The 19,874-nt window shown below is 65.3% G+C and carries 17 protein-coding genes; 5 read left to right on the forward strand and 12 right to left on the reverse strand.

Translation table 11 applies throughout. The features are described from left to right. Positions 1–7 precede the first annotated feature (7 nt). Genes aroQ through CXR43_RS03890 form a run of 3 tightly spaced genes read left to right on the forward strand, consistent with a single transcriptional unit; the run spans position 8 to position 2,780 of the window. Positions 8–463, forward strand: a complete 456-nt coding sequence (gene aroQ / locus CXR43_RS03880; protein ID WP_103332678.1) for a type II 3-dehydroquinate dehydratase — start codon at positions 8–10, stop codon at positions 461–463. Between the two features lie 26 nt (positions 464–489). Then, positions 490–1,716, forward strand: a complete 1,227-nt coding sequence (locus CXR43_RS03885; RefSeq protein ID WP_103332679.1) for a class I adenylate-forming enzyme family protein — start codon at positions 490–492, stop codon at positions 1,714–1,716. Next, complete coding sequence (locus CXR43_RS03890; RefSeq protein ID WP_103332680.1) at positions 1,707–2,780, forward strand: thiolase family protein; 1,074 nt, start codon at positions 1,707–1,709, stop codon at positions 2,778–2,780. The genes CXR43_RS03885 and CXR43_RS03890 overlap by 10 nt, the downstream gene beginning before the upstream one ends. A gap of 11 nt (positions 2,781–2,791) precedes the next feature. Here the strand turns inward: CXR43_RS03890 and CXR43_RS03895 are convergent, their stop codons facing one another. The 9 genes from CXR43_RS03895 to CXR43_RS03935 form a co-directional block, all read right to left on the reverse strand. Next, on the reverse strand, positions 2,792–3,334 hold the full coding sequence (locus tag CXR43_RS03895; protein ID WP_103332681.1) for a biotin transporter BioY: 543 nt from the start codon (positions 3,332–3,334) through the stop codon (positions 2,792–2,794). A gap of 25 nt (positions 3,335–3,359) precedes the next feature. After that, a complete protein-coding gene (locus CXR43_RS03900; RefSeq protein WP_103332682.1) occupies positions 3,360–3,956 on the reverse strand; it encodes an energy-coupling factor transporter transmembrane component T family protein in 597 nt (198 codons plus the stop codon). Then, positions 3,931–4,689 carry an energy-coupling factor ABC transporter ATP-binding protein gene (locus tag CXR43_RS03905; protein WP_435530781.1) on the reverse strand — a complete coding sequence of 253 codons (759 nt, stop codon included), beginning with the start codon at positions 4,687–4,689 and terminating at the stop codon, positions 3,931–3,933. Before CXR43_RS03905 ends, CXR43_RS03900 begins: the two co-directional genes overlap by 26 nt. Before the next feature lie 171 nt (positions 4,690–4,860). Beyond that, positions 4,861–5,109 carry a YMGG-like glycine zipper-containing protein gene (locus tag CXR43_RS03910; protein WP_103332683.1) on the reverse strand — a complete coding sequence of 83 codons (249 nt, stop codon included), beginning with the start codon at positions 5,107–5,109 and terminating at the stop codon, positions 4,861–4,863. Positions 5,110–5,219: 110 nt separating this feature from the next. After that, positions 5,220–5,567 carry an Hpt domain-containing protein gene (locus CXR43_RS03915; protein WP_103332684.1) on the reverse strand — a complete coding sequence of 116 codons (348 nt, stop codon included), beginning with the start codon at positions 5,565–5,567 and terminating at the stop codon, positions 5,220–5,222. An 11-nt stretch (positions 5,568–5,578) separates the two neighbouring features. After that, entirely contained in the window at positions 5,579–6,526 is a 948-nt protein-coding gene (locus CXR43_RS03920; protein ID WP_168219734.1) for a response regulator, read from the reverse strand. 123 nt (positions 6,527–6,649) lie between these two features. Then, entirely contained in the window at positions 6,650–7,060 is a 411-nt protein-coding gene (locus CXR43_RS03925) for a response regulator (RefSeq protein WP_168219735.1), read from the reverse strand. A 200-nt stretch (positions 7,061–7,260) separates the two neighbouring features. After that, positions 7,261–11,187 carry a PAS domain S-box protein gene (locus tag CXR43_RS03930; RefSeq protein WP_103332687.1) on the reverse strand — a complete coding sequence of 1,309 codons (3,927 nt, stop codon included), beginning with the start codon at positions 11,185–11,187 and terminating at the stop codon, positions 7,261–7,263. A gap of 204 nt (positions 11,188–11,391) precedes the next feature. After that, the gene (locus CXR43_RS03935; RefSeq protein WP_103332688.1) at positions 11,392–12,669 is read right to left on the reverse strand and encodes a 4-aminobutyrate--2-oxoglutarate transaminase; all 1,278 of its coding nucleotides are present in this window, start codon (positions 12,667–12,669) and stop codon (positions 11,392–11,394) included. A 265-nt stretch (positions 12,670–12,934) separates the two neighbouring features. On the opposite strand from CXR43_RS03935, the gene dprA reads away from it, so the two are divergent. Then, on the forward strand, positions 12,935–14,092 hold the full coding sequence (gene dprA, locus CXR43_RS03940; RefSeq protein WP_103332689.1) for a DNA-processing protein DprA: 1,158 nt from the start codon (positions 12,935–12,937) through the stop codon (positions 14,090–14,092). Positions 14,093–14,247: 155 nt separating this feature from the next. After that, entirely contained in the window at positions 14,248–16,887 is a 2,640-nt protein-coding gene (gene topA, locus CXR43_RS03945) for a type I DNA topoisomerase (RefSeq protein ID WP_103332690.1), read from the forward strand. A 13-nt stretch (positions 16,888–16,900) separates the two neighbouring features. Here the strand turns inward: topA and choV are convergent, their stop codons facing one another. From choV to choX, 3 genes are all read right to left on the reverse strand, one after another. Continuing rightward, positions 16,901–17,926 (reverse strand): choline ABC transporter ATP-binding protein, encoded by a 1,026-nt coding sequence (choV, locus tag CXR43_RS03950; protein WP_103332691.1) that lies wholly within the window; start codon positions 17,924–17,926, stop codon positions 16,901–16,903. Further along, complete coding sequence (choW, locus tag CXR43_RS03955; RefSeq protein ID WP_103332692.1) at positions 17,923–18,753, reverse strand: choline ABC transporter permease subunit; 831 nt, start codon at positions 18,751–18,753, stop codon at positions 17,923–17,925. Before choW ends, choV begins: the two co-directional genes overlap by 4 nt. Before the next feature lie 142 nt (positions 18,754–18,895). Next, the gene (gene choX / locus CXR43_RS03960; protein WP_103332693.1) at positions 18,896–19,825 is read right to left on the reverse strand and encodes a choline ABC transporter substrate-binding protein; all 930 of its coding nucleotides are present in this window, start codon (positions 19,823–19,825) and stop codon (positions 18,896–18,898) included. Positions 19,826–19,874: the final 49 nt, after the last annotated feature.

A 19,874-nucleotide genomic window follows, 5' to 3' on the forward strand; every position in this document is an offset into this window, starting at 1 on the left:
GGACATCATGGCCCAGTCTGACCCCACCAAGCCCATCTTTATTCTGAACGGACCTAACCTGAACCTGCTGGGGATGCGCCAGCCCGAGATTTACGGGCGCGAGACGCTGGCGGATGTGGCGGCGGGCTGTGCGGCGCTGGCGGCGGAATTGGGGCTGGGGGTGCGCTTTCACCAGTCCAACCATGAGGGCGTTCTGATCGACTGGATTCACGAGGCGCGGGGGGCGGGCGCGGGGGTGATCATCAACCCCGGCGCATTCACCCATACATCGGTGGCCATTCTGGACGCGCTGAACGCTTTTGACGGGCCGGTGCTGGAGGTGCATATCTCGAATGTGCACAAGCGCGAGGCGTTCCGGCATCATTCCTATGTGTCCTTGCGGGCGGATGGGGTGATCGCGGGGTTCGGGACGGAAGGGTATCTGCTGGCCTTGCGGCGGATGCGGACTTTGGTCTTGACCTGAGCCCGGTCGCAGGCGGACCGGGGCGGATGCCTCTGGCGGGCGTATTTGATCAGGATGACGGCAGCGTGTTTCGTTGGCATGACGCGGCGCGCCTGATCGGGCCGGAGGGCGAGCAGGTTTCACGCGCGGGGGTGTTTGCACCGGTGCTGGCAGACCGGCCGGGGGGCGCGGCCTTGGCGGCGGCTTTGGCGGGGCAGGGGCGTGGGTTTCGCATCGGCGGCGCGGGCGCGGTCGAGGCCGGGCCGGGCCAGTTCGAGACGCTGACCGGGGGGTCTTTGGGCGGGGCGCGGCGCGTGCTGCGCAGCCAGGCGTCCTGGCTGGCGAGTTTCGCGGTGAATGCGGCGATGTTCCGGATTGGTCCGGGGGTGCGGGTGGCGGTGCCGGGGCGCTTGTCGCAGTCGCTGGCGCTCTATGCCGCGCTGGAGGGGCTGGCGCTGGGGGCGGAGGTCCATCTGCTGGATGGGCTGCGCTGGGATCGGATGGCGGAGATGGTGGCGGCGCGTGGCATCGGCGTGATCTATGCCACACCGGTGCATGTTGCGCAGATGCTGGCCTGCGGGGTGGCGTGGCCCGATCTGCGGCTGGTGCTGGTGGGAGGGGCCAAGCTGGAACCGGGCTTGCGCGCGGCGTTGAAGGCGGTGGCCCCGGGGGCAGAGGTGCGGGAGTTTTACGGGGCGGCGGAGGCGAGTTTCATCTCGCTGTCCGGGCCGGAAGATGCGGCGGAGACGGTGGGGCGGCCCTATCCGGGGGTGGACCTGCGGATCTGCGATGCGGCGGGCCGTGATCTGCCGGAGGGGGCTGTGGGAGAGGTCTGGCTGCGCAGCCCATATGTCTTTGAGCGCTATGCCGGGGACGATCCCGGATCGGCGCGTTGGCGGGGCGGCTGGCTCTGCGTGGGCGAGATGGCGGCGCTGACCCCTGCCGGGCTGGTGTTGCGCGGGCGGGCCGGGCGGATGGTGACGGTCGCGGGGCAGAATGTGTTTCCCGAAGAGATCGAGCGGTTTCTGGCGGGCCTGCCGGGGGTGGAGCGGGCGGCGGTGCTGGCCCGGGCGGAGGCGGTGCGCGGGCATGTGCTGATGGCGGTGCTGAGCGGAGATCCTGCGCGGGAGGGCGAGATCATGGCAGAGGCGCGGGCGCGGCTGGGGGCTATGGTCGCCCCGCGCGGGGTGATCTGGCGGCAGGACTGGCCGGTGCTGGCGTCGGGCAAGACCGATCTTGGGCTTTTGCAGCGCGAGGTGGACGCGTGGCGGTGATCCTGTCGGCGCGGCGCACGGGGATCGTGCCCAAGGGCGGGGCCTTTGCGCGGCTGTCGCTGGAGGAGCTGGCGGTGCCGGTGCTGCGCGCCTGTCTGGCGGATGCGGGGCGCGGGGCGGTGGATGAGGTGATCTGCGCCAATGCCATCGGGCCCGGGGGCAATCCGGCGCGGCGGATTGCGCTGGCGGCGGGATTGCCCGAACGGATCGCGGGGCTGACGATCGACCGGCAATGCGCGGGGGGGCTTGATGCGGTGCTGCTGGCGGCGGCGCTGGTGGATGCGGGCCATGCCGATCTTGTGCTGGCGGGCGGGGTGGAGAGTTTCTCGCGCCGGCCGTTGCGGTTTGTGACCGACCCGGAGGGCGGCCCGCCGGTGGAATATGACGAGGCGCCGTTCACGCCCTGGCCCGGGCGCAATCCCCGCATGGCAGAGGCGGCGGCGGATCTGGCGGTGATCTGCGGCTATGACCGCGCCGCGCAGGAGGCTTGGGCGGTGCAGAGCCATGCCAAGGCGCTTGCCGTGGCGGACTGGCCCGAGATTGTGCCCTTGGCGGGCGTGTCGCGCGATGTGTTTGCGCGGCGGCTGACTTTGGGCCTGCTGGCGCGGGCCCCGGTGGTGGCGGGCAGCATCACCCGGGCCACGGCGGCGGTGGCGGCGGATGGGGCGGCCTTTTGTCTGGTGGCGGCGGATCGCTTTGGCTCGGCCGGGGCCTTGCGGGTGTTGGGCGGGCGGACGCTGGGGGCGGACCCGGAGCAGCCGGGGCTTGCCCCGGTGCCGGCGATTGCGGCGGCGCTGGCGAAAGCGGGGCTGTCAGCGGCGGATGTAACGCAAGCCGAGGTAATGGAAGCCTATGCCGCGCAGGCGATGGCCTGTGTGGCGCGGGCCGGGCTGGACCCGCTGCGCGTCAACCTACAGGGCGGTGCCTTGGCGCGGGGACACCCGATTGGGGCCTCTGGCGCGGTGCTGGCGGTGCGGCTGTTTCATGGCCTGCGCGCCGGGGTTGGCCTTGCGGCGATTGCCTCGGCTGGCGGGATTGGCTCCGCGCTGCTGGTGCAGCGCTGAGCCGCGACGGCTCAGGCGCGGGCCAGCAGCGCGGCGGGGCGGGCGCGGGCGATGGATTGGGTGACAAGGCCGGTCAGCACCGCCTTGATCACATCGCCGGGCAGGAAGGCGAGGGCCAGGATCGAGGCTTCGGCAAAGGTCTTGTTCAGGACGATGGCCATGCCGGTGATGCCACACAGATACATCACGCCGATGCCGCCGATGACCCCGCCTGCCGTTGCCGCCCAGAACGGCGGCAGGGTGGTGCGCTCCATGATCCAGCCTGCAACAAAGGCGGCAAGGGGGAAGCCGACAAGAAAGCCCGCCGAGGGGCCGACAAAGACGCCAAGGCCACCGCGTCCGCCCGACAAGAGCGGCAGGCCGAGGGCGACGAGCAGCAGGAACAGCAAGACCGCCAGCAGGCCGCGTCTGGCCCCCAGCACGGTGCCGCAGAGCATGATGCCCAGCGTTTGCGCCGTGATCGGCACGGCACCGGCCAGATAGAGCGGCGGCACAAGGCCCAGCACGGCGATCAGGGCGGCGAACAGGGCGATATGGGTCAGGCTGCGTTCCATCGGGTCCTCGGTGTTTTGCAGCGTCTTACCCCGTGCCCCCCCGGGCGCGCAAGGCTGCCGCGACCTGTTCGGCATCATCAAGGGCGGCAAGGGCAGCGGGGGCGGCCAGCCGCCAGCCGGGCTTGCGGGGGGAGCGGGCGCGCCAGGCCTGGGACAGCAGGGCCGTGCGGTCCGACAGCACCGGGATGAAGCGGATCACCAGCGCGATGGCCAGCGCCAGCCTGCGCGGCGGCAGGAGGGGCGCCAGCGGGCGGGCGAGGCGTTCGAGCACGGTGATCATATCGGACAGGCGGGTGGTCATAGTGACGAGGTTGGCCGCCGCGACGGCCGCCGTCATCCGCAGCAGGATCACCGCGCCTGCCGTAAGATCGTCCTGCCACAGATGCCACAGGGTGATCAGACCCACGAAGGGCCAGAGCGGGCGCAGCATGCGCGCGCCATGGCGGGCAAAGCGCAGGCCGCCGGTCAGGGAAAGGGCGATGAGGGCGACAAGCGCGAGGCTGAGCGCAAGGGGGGTGGAGAGCTGGAACAGCACAAGGGTGAACAGGGCCAGGGCGGCCAGCTTGACCCCTGCCGGGATGCGGTGGAGCGGCGTTTCAACCGGCGAGGTCAGCGTCAGCATCAAGGCCCCCCAGGCGCTGCATCTCGGCGTCAAACTGCGGCAACACGCGCGCGGGCGGGCCATCGGCGGCGATGGTGCCACCGTCGAGCCAGATCACCCGGTCAAAGCCGGACAGGCTGGCCGGGTCGTGGGTGATGGTGATCAGCCGTTGCGGCAGGGTGGCAAGGCGGCGCACAAGCCGGGTTTGCGTGGGCAGGTCCAGACCGGCGAAAGGTTCGTCAAGCAATAGGGTGCGGGGCTGCATCAACAGGACCGATTGCAGGCAGAGCCATTGGCGCTGACCCTGTGACAGGCTGGTGACCGAGGCCCCCAGCCAATGGCTGCGACCATGCTGTGCCAGATGGGCGGTGACACGCGCCTGTGCCTGGGCTTTTGGCATGCCCATCTGGACCAGGCCGAAGGCAAGTTCTTCATCGACTGTGGGAAACAGGATCTGGTGGTCGGGGTTCTGGAACAGGATGCCCAGATGGGCCAGCATGGCCTTGCGGTCGCGGGCGGGGTCGCAGCCTTCTACCCTTACGGTGCCGCTGTCTGGCGTGATCAGACCGGCGATCAGCCGCAACAGGGTGGATTTGCCCGAACCGTTGCGCCCAAGGATGCCGATGCGCTGTTCGCACAGGTGCAGCGACAGGTCATGCAGCACCGCGCACCCCGAGAGCGTGACAGCGGCACCGGCCAGCGTGATGCCGGCCATGGCGGCGTCTTGTGGGGGCAGGGCTGAAGCTTGGGTCATCGGGGGGCCTTGGCTGCGCGTGGCCCCGGTCATACCGGCAGAGTGGCGCGGTGGAAAGCCCGGCGCTGCGCCAGAAGTGTCTGCTGCGGGCGGGACAGAAAAAGGCGGCACCGGGGGTCCGGTGCCGCCCTTTTCAACCCCATGCCGGATCAGGCCGGCACAGGTGTCAGATCAGCAGGCCGCGATGAAGCGGTTGCCATTCTGGTCGCGGTAGTAGCACTGGCCACGCTGGGGAGCCGGGCCGATCAGGGTGGATGCGGCCACGCCGACAGCGGCACCGATCAGCGCACCCTGGGTGCTGTCCGTCACTGCGGCACCGACGGCTGCGCCGCCCAATGCGCCGAGGGCGGCGTTCTGGTCGGTGGTCTGGCAAGCGGCCAGCGACAGGGCAAGGGCGGACATAAGGGCAAATTTTTTCATGAGGCAGCCTCGTTGGGTTGATTGCACGTCTCTATGCCTCACAACGCGCCGGGTCTGGATAAAGTTCCAGTCTTTCCGCGATGATGCGGATATTTCTGCGCGGCGGCGATCTAGGCCGCGCCGGCAAGCGCCGTGTCGAGTTCCCGCCCCAGGGCATCCAGGGCGGGCAGCAATTCTTGCTGTACGGCCTGGGTCTGCGCCGCGCCGGACAGGTCGCAGACCTGCTTGCACAGGTCTTCGACCCGTTGTGCCTGACTGCCAAGCGTGGCAAAGCCAAAGCTTGCCGCCGTCCCCGAGATCTTGTGCGCGACCTTGCAGATTTCGCGGGCGGCGGTCGCCGGGTCATCACCCGCTTCCAGTGCGCCCCGCTCGATATCAATCTCGATCTGCCGCGACGCGGTCATGTCGAGAAATTGCGGCAGCAGTGCGCGCGCCCAGGAATCTGCCGATTGTGTCATTGCTCTGTGCCTTACCCTGCCAGAAACTGAAGCTGATAGGTCGATTGTCCGCGCACCGAGGCCCGGGCACGGCCCAGCATTGTCTTGACGGCCGAGGTCGAGAACAGGCCCGAATGCACCGTGGCCCCGACCCGGGCCTCCAGCATCGGCAGGCCGAGGCTTTCATAGACAGCGTCATAGGCCATCAGTTCTGCGGCCAGTTCATGTTCGATTTCCTGCGTGTCGAGCGGCTGTGACCGGTTGAGGATGCAGACAAACTCGGCACTGCCGGCATAGGCCAGCAGAAAGCTCTGACGCTTCATGCAGGCGGCAATGGCCGACCCGACATCGGCCATGCAGTCCAGAAATTCCATCCGGTTCAGGCGGCGAAACAGGCTGGCCCCGCCGACAACCTGAAAGGCCACGGCAGTATGGCTGTGCAGCTTCAGACGGCTGAGGGTCAGCAGGTGGTTTTCCAGCGCGAGATATTCGATCAGCGAGCCGCATTTGGGCAAGGCGACCGGCTCTTCAAAGGCAAAGCGCATGCCCGGCACATCGTCCATCGACTCCATGGCGAATTGCAGCGACCGGGCCAGGTTGTGTTCCTGCACAAGGCGGTCGAGCATGCCCAGCCGGGCCTGCAACTCGATCCGGTTGATCGGTTTGGTCAGATAGTCGGTGGCCCCGACGGCAAAGGCCTGATCGACATAATCGCGCCCGACCATGGTGGTGACCATCATGATCGGGGTGGTGCTGTGATGGGCCATGGCGCGGATGTGCTGGCAGGCCTCGATCCCGTCCATTTCCGGCATCTGGATATCGAGCAGAATCGCATCAAAATGCTCATGCGGGTTGGACAGGCAGGTGAGCGCTTCTGCAGCAGAGGTGACGCAGACGGGGGGCTGATATCCAAGCTGGCTCATCATCTTCGTCAGAACATAATGAAACGCCGGATCATCATCCACTGCAAGATAACGCATATTGCCCATCGTTATTACCACCTTTGGCTACTCTTTTCACCTAAGCGGGTCTTTGAGGCATAAATTGGGCGGAATTTAAGTATTTCTTAATGATTAGAAACGGATTGAGACCCAATCAGCGGGTCACGACGCGCCCGGCAGACGGCCCAAGAGCCGCAGAACGGTGGTGCGGAACACATCGCTCTGGATCGGTTTCGGGATCATCGCATCGGCCTGATCGCCGACGCCCGGGGTGCTGGCATGGTCGATGTCGGCGGTGAACTGGATCATCGGGGTCAGCGTGTTGATGGTGCTGGCGGCCTTGAGATGCCGGATCACCCGGTCACCGGTGATCAGGGGCATGTGGCGGTCAAAGATCATCAGATCAAACCGCTGCGAGATTGCGGTTTCCAGCGCGGCCTTGCCATCGGCGGCGATCACAAGCTCGATGAACGGAAAATCCGACAGCAGATGGCGCACGATCTGCTGATTGATTTCATCATCTTCGGCAAGCAGAACAACCGCAGGCGACTGGCCGGCGTCATCTCTTGTCATCTGCGCGATACTCCCTGAACTCATACTCACAAACAGCCCTCCTGATCGAGCAGTGGCACTTTTGTTGCCAGCGAACATAGTCCATCAAATTGTGGCTGCACAATGGAAGTCTCGTGTCGAACGCCGGCAGATTTCAGGATGTGAAGACTTGTCCACAAGGCCGGTCAATCAGGCGTTGTGCGATTCAGGCCTTGGTTGTGTCATGCCCTTGTTAACAGGATTGAAACGGCATGGATGAGCTCGGCCTGGCGGAAGGGTTTGGGCACATGCGAATCGAAGCCTGCCATGATGTATTCCGACACCTGATGCGACATGGCATTGGCGGTCACCGCGATGGCCGGGACCTGTGATCCGGGCAGACCGGTCTTGCGGATGGCCTGCAGCGCGCCGGTGCCGTCCAGCACCGGCATGGCGATATCCAGAACCAGCATGTCGAACGGCATGCCGGCCTCGGACCGGCTGCGCCAAAGCTCGACCGCTTCGGCACCGTTGTTGGCCAGAACCACCTCGGCCCCGGTGTCTTTCAGCATTTCGGTGATCACCATGCGGTTGGTCGCCGAATCGTCGGCGATCAGGAGGGAAACCCCGGACAAGGAGGCAAGGCGGGTTCGGTCGGGCCTTTTGATGTCCTGCACCAGCGCGGCTTCGACGGTTTCGGCCAGGGGAAGCGAGATCTTCACCTGGGTCCATGCGCCCAGCCGGCTGTCGACCTCGATGGTTCCGCCCATCAGTTCGACCAGATTGCGCACGATGGGCATGCCAAGCCCGGTGCCGCCGAACCGGCGTGTGGTGCCGCCTTCGGCCTGTTCGAAGTTGTCAAAGATGCGCCGGACCTGATCGGGGGACATGCCGATGCCGGTATCGCGGACCTCGATGGTCAGGGGCTTGCCGGGGCGGGCCGACATGGTGAGCGAGACCGAGCCGCTTTCGGTGAATTTGATCGCGTTGCTGAGCAGGTTGTTCAGGATCTGCTGGATGCGGAACGAGTCGCCCAACCGGGGCTTTTCGGAGCCGGAGCTTGTGAGAACCTCGAAGTCCAGACCCTTTTCTTCGGCCCGCAGCCCGTGCAGCGGCTCGACCTGCCGCGCAATTTCTGCGGGTATGAAGGGGATCTGCTCGATGACCATCTTCCCTGCTTCGATTTTCGACATGTCCAGCACCTCGTTGAGGACATTGAGCAATAACTCGCCCGAGCGGCGGATTGTTCCGATCATGTCCTTTTCGCGGGGGTCCTTGATAAGGCCGTCAAGCAATTCGGCCATGCCGAGGACTCCGTTCAGAGGGGTGCGGATTTCATGGCTCATGTTTGCAAGGAAGGTGGATTTCGACTGGCTGGCGGCCTGCGCTTCGAGCAGCGCATGCTCCAGCCGTGCCGCCTTGTGCAGCTCTTCGGTGATGTCGACAAAAGACGCGATCGTGAGTTTTTCAGACGCGTTGCGGTCGATCCCGTGATGCGGAACCGCGTTGACCGACAGGATGCGCCGGGTGCCGTCCGGCCATTCGATGCCGATGCGCACATCCCGCACGATGGTGTTTTCCCTCTGCGCCCGGCGGCAGGGCAGGGCTTCGGTGGGCAAGGGGGCGCCGTCCGGATCGGTGATGCGCCAGATCGGATCGGAAAAGAGCAGACCTTCGATGGTGTTCCGATCCCGGCCCAGAATGCGTTCTGCCTCGGCATTGGCATAGGTGATGCGGTCGCGGGTATCCATGACCACGATGGCCGAAATCGAGGTGTCCATCACCTCGGTCAGGAAGGACTGATTGCTCAGCACCAGATCTTCCAGCTTCTTGCGCTCGGTGATGTCGAGGTGAATGCCCACGACCGCCTTGTGCGTGCCATCGGGCGCCCGCTCGGTGACGGCAGAGCGCGACATGATCCAGGCCCAGCTGCCATCCTTGCGGCGCATGCGCAGCTGATGTTCGCGCACGGCCTCGCGGCCGTCGGGCAGGGGGGCAAAATCCTGGCGTTCCGAATGGTCCAGACGCAGCAGATCTTCGGGATGCACAAGGGCGCGGAACATGGCATCCGACGGCTCGCCCAGTTCTTCGGGGGTATAGCCCAGCATCTGGGCGTAGCGCCCGCCGATCCGCAAGGCGCCGGTGTCGACGCGCCAATCCCAGGTGCCGACATCCGCGCTTTCGATGATCTGCGCCAGCGAGTCCCGGGCTTCGGCCAGGGACCGGTGCGCCTCGTCCAGCGCTTCGATCTGGCGATGGCGTTCGGTGGTGTCGATCCGCACCGCGATCCGCCCGCCATCGGGGGTGCGTAGATCGACCCGCCGGATCCAGCGGTCATCGGAGGCCATCACCTCGTCGATATTGGGGTTTTTGTAGCGTTGCCATTGTTCGGCGATCCATTCGTCGACCCGGCCGACGGCGTCGCGAAAGATTCCCTTTTCGAGGCCAAGATTGAGCACGTCCTGCTGATGCACCCCGGCCACCAGGATATCGGCCACGGCGGGATGCATCCGCTTGTAGGCCGAATTGGCAAAGACCAGCCGCTCATCGGCATCCCAGATCAACACGCCGTCGGGCAGGGTTTCGATGGCATTGTACAGCTGTTCACGCATGCGGTCTGCCACATCGGCGAGAACGGCTGCCTTCGCCTCGCCCGCTTTCTGAGCCGTGACATCGGTTTCGATCGCGACATGCCCGGTGACATTGCCATCCCTGTCGAACAAGGGGAGGATGTTGAAGTCGATCCAATAGGCCTCACCCTGGCGGTCAAAGTTGACCGTCTGGCCATGGTATGTCTCGGCCTGTTCAATGGCGCGGTCGACGGCCGCTTTGTTGTCGGGGTCAGGATTGGGTCCGCGCACCAGACCGGCCAGCTCGCGCCCTTGCACCTCGGCCAGAGTCCAGCCGGTGCGCTGTTCCCAGGCGCGGTTGGCCCAGGTGATCCGCTGCGCGGGGTCGACGACCACCACAAGGTTGGACATGTTCTCGACGACCCGGTTGAGACGGCTCAGGTCGTCGGATTTCTGCATGTCCTGCGTGACATCGCGCACCACAAAGATGACGGTCGGCTGATCGTTGCGGGTGGTCCCGGCCTTGCGCGCGCCGACAGATTCATACCAGCGCTGGTCCAGCCTGAAGCGGATCGGGGCGCTGCGGCCGGTGTCCAGGGCCTCTTGCAGCGCCAGGCGGCTTTTGGCGGCAACATCGGGCGGCAGCACGTCCTCGAACAGACGGCCGGGCAGGGACTCGCGCGCGTCTGCCAGCTGATCCGACGGGCCGGCGATAAAATCGGTGTAGCGCCCGTCGGCGGTGATTTCAAAGATCAGGTTCGGCACGACAGCCAGAATGGCGGCCAGCCGGTCATAGGCGGCGATGGCATTTTGCTCTTCGGCTGACGGTTGCACCCGTTCCGAGCTGAGCCCGGTATAGCCCAGAAACCTGCCTGCCGCATCGCGCCTTGGCGTGCCGTTGCTGCGCAGCCAGCGCTGCGTGCCATCGGCCAGGGTCACGGCATGGATGTGGTTGTGGATCGGCACGTGTTGCGCCATGCGCGCCTGCAGGCTGCACCAGTCAACGCCGGCCCAGTCATCGGCCTGCAAGCGGCTGTCCCGCGGGACAGGCTGGCTCGGGTCGGGGGCCGGGGGGCACAGATAGGTCAGCTTGCCCTGCGCATCGGTTTCCCAGATCCAGACTTCGAACAGCGCGGCGAGACCCTCCAGACGGGCCGCGTTGATGCCCGAACACCAGCGGTCCAGTGCCCTGCGCAAAGAGCTTCGCAGGGTTTCCAGAGAGGTCGCCGCGCCGGGCGGCAAAGGCTTTCTGCCCAGGCGCAGCACCAGAGCAGCGGGCTGCCCGCCGATGCAGCCCAGATCGAGCCGGCGCAGGGTGCCTTTTGTCAGATCCTCCGAGATCTGGCCCGATGTCACCGCCGCACAGAGATCTGTCAGCGCCGACTCGGGGTGCGCCACCCGGACCGCCGCCGTAATGTCGGGCGGGCCGACCAGCAGCAGGCCGGCCGATGCCCCGCAATGGCGCACAACGTTGGCCAGCACAGGCTCTATCCTGTCCTGATCGGCGAAATCTTCGAAACTGGGAAAATGATCAGCAGTGAACGACATCAGGTTTGACAGGCTTCCGGTATCAGCGATGAGGGCGCGATGCCGAATCATCTACAACCCATTCGCGAGCAGTTGTCACTGCTTTCTCAACCAAAAGTTAGCATTTGCTGATGCCTGGTGGCTTTGGTGTCGTGATGTCGCGGTCTGACCCCTACTTGCCGTAACGTCACCTTCCGGCAAAGCACCAGAGCCCGTGTCTTGCGCACCGCCCGACAGCGCGAGGCTGGCGGGCGGTGGGGCTGAGGAGGCGCGCGATCAGCCGTTGCGGGCGGCGGCGACCGAGGCTTCCAGGATATCCAGCCCTTCGGCAAAATGTGCATCGGGAATGGTGATCGGGGCAAGAAAGCGCACCACATTGCCGTAAACGCCGCAGGTCAGCAGGATCAGCCCGCGCTTTTGCGCCTCGGCCCGGACGCGGGCGGTAAAGCCGGCGTCGGGCGCCTTCGTGCCGGGGTTGGCAAATTCCACCGCCACCATGAAGCCGGGGCCACGGATGTCGACGATTTCGGGCGCGGTGGCGCGGATCGATTCGAGCCGCTGTTTCAGCCGGCTGCCAAGTTCATTGGCCCGGGCACACAGGTCTTCGTCCTCGATCACATCGAGCACCGCATTGGCGGCGGCCACGCCCAGCGGGTTGCCGGCATAGGTGCCACCCAGGCCCCCTGGGTTGGCCGCGTCCATCAGATCCGCCCGCCCGGTGACAGCGGCCAGCGGCAGACCGCCGGCCAGCCCCTTGGCCATGGTGGTCAGGTCGGCGCTGACGCCATAAGCCTCCATCGCGAACAGATGGCCGGTGCGGGCAAAGCCGGTCTGCACCTCATCGGCGATCATCACGATGCCATGGGTGTCGCACAGCGCCCGGATGGCTTTGACCAGATCGGCGGGGGCGGGGTAGAAGCCGCCTTCGCCCTGCACCGGTTCAAAGATGATGGCGGCCACGCGTGCCGGGTCCAGATCGGATTTGAACAGCTTTTCAATGCCCGCCATCGCATCCTTGGTGGAAATGCCATGCGGTTCCATCGGGAAGGGGACGTGGAACACATCGGGCATCATCGCGCCGAAGCCCTTTTTATAGGGTTCGACCTTGCCGGTCAGCGACATGCCCATGAAGGTCCGGCCATGAAACCCGCCGCCAAAGGCGATCACCGCATTGCGCCCGGTGGCGATGCGGGCGATTTTCACCGCGTTTTCACAGGCCTCGGCCCCGGTGGTGACGAAGATGGTCTTCTTCTTGAACTCGCCCGGCACTTTTTCATTCAGACGCTCGGCCAGGCGGATGTAGTTTTCATAGGGCATCACCTGATGGCAGGTGTGGGTAAAGCGGCCCAGCTGTTCGGTGACCGCCGCCATGACGCGCGGGTGGCAATGGCCGGTGTTGACCACCGCAATGCCGGCCGCAAAGTCGATATAGCGGTTGCCCTCGATATCCCAGACCTCGGCATTCAGGGCGCGGTCGGCGTAGATCTGGGTCATCATCCCGACCCCGCGTGAGATGGCATCTTCGCGGCGCAGGGCAACTTCGGCGTTCAACATGGCTTGGCGCTCCCATAGGGCCCGGTACGGGCTGTTGCGCAACATTTGATCAAACTTTTGAAGCGGCGTCCATCATCTTCCCGACACTTGCCGGCCTGTTTTCGTCAGAGCCAGCGGAAACCCCATGGCAGGCCGTCTACCCAGAACCCTCGCAGCGGCGGGGCGCTGCGAAATCAAAACCGGCGGTCTTTGGAGTCTGGTGTGGATTCACCTGCTGTTAACCTTACCCGGTGCAGTGTAGCCCTGCGAATGAGGCGAGGCGGACATGGGACTGACATCCAACCCCACACCCCACCCCACACCCCTGGACGATGATCCTGTGGATTGCCTGCGTCTCATTCGTTCCCGAAAGGTCGGCCCGGTCACCTTTCACCGCTTGCTGTCGGAACATGGGTCTGCGCGGGCGGCCCTGGCGGCCTTGCCCGATGTGGCCCGCGCGGCGGGGCTTGAAAGTTATGCGGTCTGCCCGGTTGAGGTGGCCCGGCATGAGCTGGCACAGGGCCGCGCGGCCGGGGCACAGCTGATCGTCTGGGGGGCCGGGGCCTATCCGCTGCCGCTGTGCGATCTGCCCGATGCGCCGCCGGTGCTTTGGGTGATGGGCGATGCGGCCCTGCTGCACCGCCCGCTGGTGGCATTGGTGGGCGCGCGCAACGCGTCATCCCTTGGGTTGCGCATGGCGCGGCGGCTGGCCGATGGCGTGGCGCAGGCCGGGTTTGTCACCGTCTCGGGGCTGGCGCGCGGCATAGACACAGCGGTGCATGAGGCGACGCTGCTGACCGGCACCGTGGCGGTACAGGCGGGCGGGGTCGATGTGGCCTACCCAGAGGAAAACGCCCGGCTGATGGCGCAGATTGCCGAACAGGGCTGTCTGGTGTCGGAACAACCCATGGGACTGCTGCCGCAGGCCCGGCACTTTCCGCAACGCAACCGCATTGTCTCGGGCCTGTCGCGCGCCGTGGTGGTGGTTGAGGCGGCGTCCCGATCCGGGTCGATCATCACCGCGAAAACCGCGCTGGATCAGGGGCGCGATGTGCTGGCGGTGCCGGGTCATCCGTTCGATGCCCGCGCGGCAGGCTGCAACCAGCTGCTGCGCGACGGGGCGACGCTGATCCGGGGGCCGGCCGATGTGCTGGAGGTGGTGGGCGGCACCGTGGTCGATTTCCCCGCCCCGCCGCCTGAACTGCCGCCCGAACCGGTGGCCGAGCCGGTTCCCGGCCCTGTCCCGCCACGCCGGCCGCTGGCGGATATCGCGGCGGTGCACAGCCAGATCCTGGCGCGACTTGGCCCCAGCCCGCTGGCCGAAGATCAGCTGATCCGCGATCTGTCGATGCCACCCGCCAAGGTGGCCCATCATCTGCTGACGCTTGAACTGGAAGGCCGGGTGCAGCGCGCGCCCGGCGGGTTGCTCAGCCGCATTGACTGAGCCGGCACCCGCGCGCTTTTTGCACGCTCTTCGGGGCTGGATCGTGCCACGTCTGATGCGCCACAGAGTCTTCCCCAGATTGTTGCATTGACATTCACACCGCTTCGCCCACATCTTGCCGCGCCTCTCGGGGCTTTCGTGCAAAAGGGAATGTCATGGCCGTCGTCGTAGTCGAATCTCCTGCCAAGGCCAAGACAATCAACAAATATCTTGGCTCTGACTATACGGTTCTGGCCTCTTATGGCCATGTCCGTGACCTGCCGCCAAAGGATGGGTCGGTCGATACCGAGCATGATTTCGCTATGACATGGGAAGTGGCGGCCGATAGCAAAAAGCACATCCGCGCCATCACCGAGGCGTTGAAAACCGATGACACGCTGATCCTGGCGACCGACCCTGACCGCGAAGGCGAGGCGATTTCCTGGCACCTGCGCGAGGCCCTCGCCAGCAGCCTGAAGAAGGGCAAGACAGTCAGCCGTGTGACCTTCAACGCCATCACCAAGGATGCGGTGACGCTGGCGATGAAGAACCCGCGCGAGATTGATACGCCGCTGGTCGAGGCTTATCTGGCCCGCCGGGCGCTGGATTATCTGGTGGGCTTCACCCTGTCGCCGGTGCTGTGGCGCAAGCTGCCGGGGTCGAAATCGGCGGGCCGGGTGCAATCGGTCTGCCTGCGCCTGATCGTCGAGCGCGAGATGGAGATCGAGGCATTCCGCGCCCGCGAATACTGGTCGGTGCGGGCGGTGCTGGTCACCCCGCGGGGCCAGGAGTTCGAGGCGCGGCTGACGGTGCTGGGCGGCAAGAAGCTGGACAAATTCGACATTACCACGTCAGAAGCCGCCGAATTGGCGGTGCAGGCTGTCACATCCCGACCATTGACCGTGCAAAGCGTGGAGGCCAAGCCTGCCACCCGCAACCCCTATCCGCCCTTCATGACCTCGACCCTGCAGCAAGAGGCCAGCCGCAAGCTGGGCATGGGCGCGAAACAGTGCATGAGCACGGCGCAGCGGCTGTATGAGGCCGGGCACATCACCTATATGCGGACCGATGGCATCGACATGGCTCCCGAGGCGGTGACCCAGGCGCGCGACGCGATCAAGGACCGCTTTGGCGCGGCCTATGTCCCCGACCAGCCGCGCCTCTACAAGAACAAGGCCAAGAACGCGCAGGAAGCCCACGAATGTATCCGCCCGACCGAAATGGCGGCAGCGCCCGAAAAGCTGCGCCTGTCGGAAAAGGATCAGGCCAACCTTTATGACCTGATCTGGAAGCGTACGATTGCCAGCCAGATGGCGGCCGCGCGGCTGGAACGCACCACGGTGGATGTGGGCAGCGCCGATGGGCAGGTCACCTTGCGCGCCACGGGCCAAGTGGTGCAGTTCGACGGTTTCCTCAAGGTCTATGACGAAGGCCGCGATGACGAGGATGAAGAAGGTGGCCGCCTGCCGCAGATCATGCAGGGCGAACCGGCGGAAAAGCGCGATATCGCGCCCGAACAGCATTTCACACAACCCCCGCCGCGCTATACCGAAGCCACGCTGGTCAAGCGGATGGAAGAGCTGGGCATCGGGCGGCCATCGACCTATGCTTCGGTCTTGTCCACCATTCAGGACCGCGAATATGTCCGCAAGGACAAGAACCGGCTAATCCCCGAAGACAAGGGGCGGTTGGTCACTGCGTTCCTGACCAATTACTTCCGCCGCTATGTGGAATATGATTTCACCGCCGATCTGGAAAACCAGCTGGATGACGTGTCGGCGGGGTCGTTGGATTACAAGGATGTGCTGGAACGGTTCTGGCGCGATTTTTCCGCCGCCGTCGCCGAAACCGCCGATCTGCGGATTGGCGAGGTGCTGGAAAAGATTGATGATTTCCTGTCGCCCCATCTGTACCCGCTGCGCGAGGATGGATCTGATCCGCGGATCTGCCCAACCTGTGGCACGGGGCGGCTGCATCTGAAAACCGCGCGGTCGGGGTCGGCCTTCATCGGCTGCAAGAATTACCCCGAATGCCGCTATACCCGCCCGATTTCGGGTGGCGAAGATGCGGGCGGGGCCGATGGCCGAATCTTAGGCAATGACGAGAATGGCCTGCCGATCAGCCTGCGGGCAGGGCGCTTTGGCCCCTATGTCCAGCGTGGCGAGGCGACGGAAGACCAGCCCAAGCCCGACCGCGCCAGCCTGCCCAAGGGCTGGGGGGCGGACAGCCTGACGCTGGAGCGCGCGCTGGAGCTGTTGTCGCTGCCGCGCCAGATCGGGCTGCACCCCGAGGATGGTGAGCCGATCGAGGCGGCGATTGGCCGCTATGGGCCTTATGTCAAGCATGGCAAGGTCTATGCCAACATCCCCGATGTCGAAGAGGTGTTCACCATCGGCATGAACCGCGCGATGGAGGTGCTGGCGCAGAAGGCCACGCGCGGGCGCGGGGCAGCGGCACCGGCGGAACCGATCAAGGCTTTGGGCGACCACCCCGATGGCGGCGCGATCACGGTGATGCCGGGGCGATACGGGCCTTATATCAAATGGGAAAAGGTCAACGCGACCATCCCCAAGGACATCGTGCCCGAAGAGATCAATCTGGATCAGGCGCTGGAACTGATTGCGGAAAAGGTTGCCAAATCACCGGGCAAGAAGAAAGCCGCGCCAAAAAAGGCCACCGCCAAGAAGGCCGCGCCTGCGGCAGAGAAGGCGGCAAAGCCAGCCGCGCGCAAAGCGCCTGCCAAGAAGGCTCCGGCCAAGGCTGCTGCCGCCAAAAAGCCTGCGGCCAAGAAAGCCGCGCCAAAGGCTGCCGAGTGATCTGCCTGGCTGATCAGCCCGTTCGCGGGTTGATCAGCCGCCCCATCACCGCCCCGGCGCGCAGCACCCCGATGCGCGCGCCGTGCTCTTCAACCGCCATTTCGCCTGCGCCGTCGCGGATCATGGCCATGATCTCGCGCACCGGGGTGTCCGGTGCCACCGCTAGGGTGGCGACCGTCTCGCCCGCCACCATCACATCACGCGCGGTCAGCACCGACAGCGGGTTCATATGGGCCACGAAGTCCTGCACATAGGCATCGACCGGGTTGGCGATGATCTCGCGCGCGGTGCCGCATTGCACGATGCGTCCACCCTCCATCAGGGCGATCCGGTTGCCGATCTTGAAGGCTTCGTCCAGATCATGGCTGACGAAGATGATCGTGCGTTTCAGCTTGGCCTGCAGGTCCAGGAGTTCATCCTGCAACTTGGCGCGGATCAGCGGGTCGAGCGCCGAGAACGGCTCGTCCATCAAAAGGATCGGGGCCTCGGTGACAAAGGCGCGGGCAAGGCCCACGCGTTGCTGCATGCCGCCGGACAATTCGCCCACCTTGCGCTCGGCCCATTGCGTCAGGTTCACCAGCTCCAGCTGTTCGTCCACCTTGGCGCGGCGCTGTGCCGCCGTCTGGCCGGCAAGTTCCAGCCCCAGCCCGACATTCTCGCGCACCGTGCGCCAGGGCAGGAGGCCAAAGGCCTGAAACACCATGGCAATCCGCGACAGGCGCAGCTTGCGCAGATCCTCTGGCGCGGCTTTGGTGACCGAAACCAGACCGGTCCCGTCATGCACCCGCACCTCGCCCCGCACCACGGGATTGAGCGCGTTGACCCCGCGCAGCAGCGTGGACTTGCCCGAGCCTGACAGGCCCATCAGCACAAGGATTTCCCCCGTGGCCACGGTCAGGCTGCAATCATGCACGCCCAGCACCTGCCCGGTTTTCGCCTGCACCTCGGCTCGGCTCAGCCCCTGATCCATCAGGGGCAGGGCGCGGTCCGGGTGGTCGCCAAAGACGATCGACACCCGGTCGAATTCAACCGCGTTCATGACCGCACCCGCAGCATCCGGTCCAGCATGATGGCGACCACCACGATGATGAAACCCGACTCAAAGCCCAGCGAGGTGTTCACAGTGTTCAGCGCCCGCACCACCGGCACGCCGAGACCATTGGCCCCGACCAGCGCCGCGATCACCACCATCGACAGTGACAGCATGATGGTCTGGTTCAGCCCCGCCATGATCTGCGGCAGGGCATAAGGCAGTTCCACCTTCCACAGCCGCTGGCCAGGTGTCGCCCCAAAGGCGGTGGCGGCCTCCAAGAGCGGGGTAGGGGTGGAGGATACCCCCAGATAGGTCAGCCGGATCGGGGCCGGCAGCACGAAGATCACCGTGGCGATCAGGCCCGGTACCATGCCAAGGCCAAAGAAGACGATGGCCGGGATCAGGTAGACAAAGGTGGGCAGCGTCTGCATCAGGTCGAGCACCGGCGACAGGGCCGCGTAAAGCCGGGGCCGGTGCGCGGCAGCAATGCCGATGGGCACGCCCACCCCCATGCAGACCACGCAGGCCGACAGGATCAACGTCAGGCTTTCCATCGTCTCATCCCAATAGCCCTGATTGAGGATGAACAGAAACCCGAGCAAGACCCCGAAGCAGATCGTCCAGCGCCGCTGCAGCGCCCAGGTCAGCGCCACGAACAGTGCCACGATGATCAGCGGATGCGGCGTTTCCAGACACCACAGGATCGCGTCGATCATCGCCTCCATCGCGTCCGCGATGGAATCAAAGATGCCGCCCAGATTGGCATTCATCCAGTCGAACACCGCCTTGGCCGTGCGCCCCACCGGAATTTTGTGCTCCGTCAGCCAATCCATAAATGCGGCCCGCCTCTTGTATCTTTTGAAATAGGCCGCGCGGTGCGCCACCGGTCCGGGAACCGGTGGAAAGGGGCCCGCCGCCCCCCGCGCTCGCCACAGGCCGCCCCATCAGGCCGCCCCATCAGGCCAGTGCCGCCGCTCAGTTCAGCGCGGCGGCCACAGCGGCCTGGGCGTCACCGCCATCCTTGGTGGTCACACCGTCCAGCCAGGCTTCCCAGGCGGCGGGGTTGGCCGCCAGCCAGGTCTTGGCCGCCTCTGCCGGGTCGGTGCCGTCATTCAGGATGGCGCCCATGATCTCGTTTTCCATGGCCAGCGTGAAGGACAGGTTCTGCAACAGCTTGCCGGTGTTCGGGCATTCCGCCACATAGCCCGCGCGGGTGTTGGTCGCGACCGTGGCCCCGCCCAGATCGGGGCCGAAATAGTCGTCGCCGCCCGTCAGATAGGTCATCTCGAAATTGGCGTTCATCGGATGCGGTTCCCAGCCCAGAAAGATGATGGGCGCCCCGTCATCGGTTGCCTTGGCCACGGCCGACAGCATCCCCTGTTCCGAGGATTCGACAATCTCGAACCCGTCAAGCCCGAAGGGCCCGTTTTCGATCATGTCGATGATCAGCCGGTTGCCGTCATTGCCCGGCTCGATGCCATAGATCTGGGCTTCCAGCGCGTCCTTATGCGCGGCGATGTCGCTGAAATCGGCAATCCCGAGCGCCGCGCCAGGCGCATTGGTGGCCAGGGTGTATTTCGCGCCCTCCAGATTGGTGCGCACCGTGTCGACCGTTCCGGCCTCGCGGTAGGGGGCGATATCGGCCTCCATCGTCGGCATCCAGTTGCCAAGGAACACGTCGATATCGTTGCCGGCCAACCCGGTATAGGTCACCGGCACCGACAGCAGCTTGATCTCGGTGTCATAGCCCAGGGCTTCCAGAACCACGGTTGTGGCCGCGGTGGTGGCGGTTATGTCGGTCCAGCCCACATCCGAAAAGATCACCTTGTCGCAGCCTTCGGCATGGGCGGTGCCTGCAAAGGCAAAGGCCGCAGCGGTGACAAGAAAGGTGGAACGAAGGGTCATTGGTGGCTCCCTGTTTTTTGTTGATTGACGAGTCAATGAACTTCAAGCT

It is taken from the genome of Pseudotabrizicola formosa, assembly GCF_002900965.1.
In the GTDB taxonomy this organism is placed as follows: domain Bacteria; phylum Pseudomonadota; class Alphaproteobacteria; order Rhodobacterales; family Rhodobacteraceae; genus Pseudotabrizicola; species Pseudotabrizicola formosa.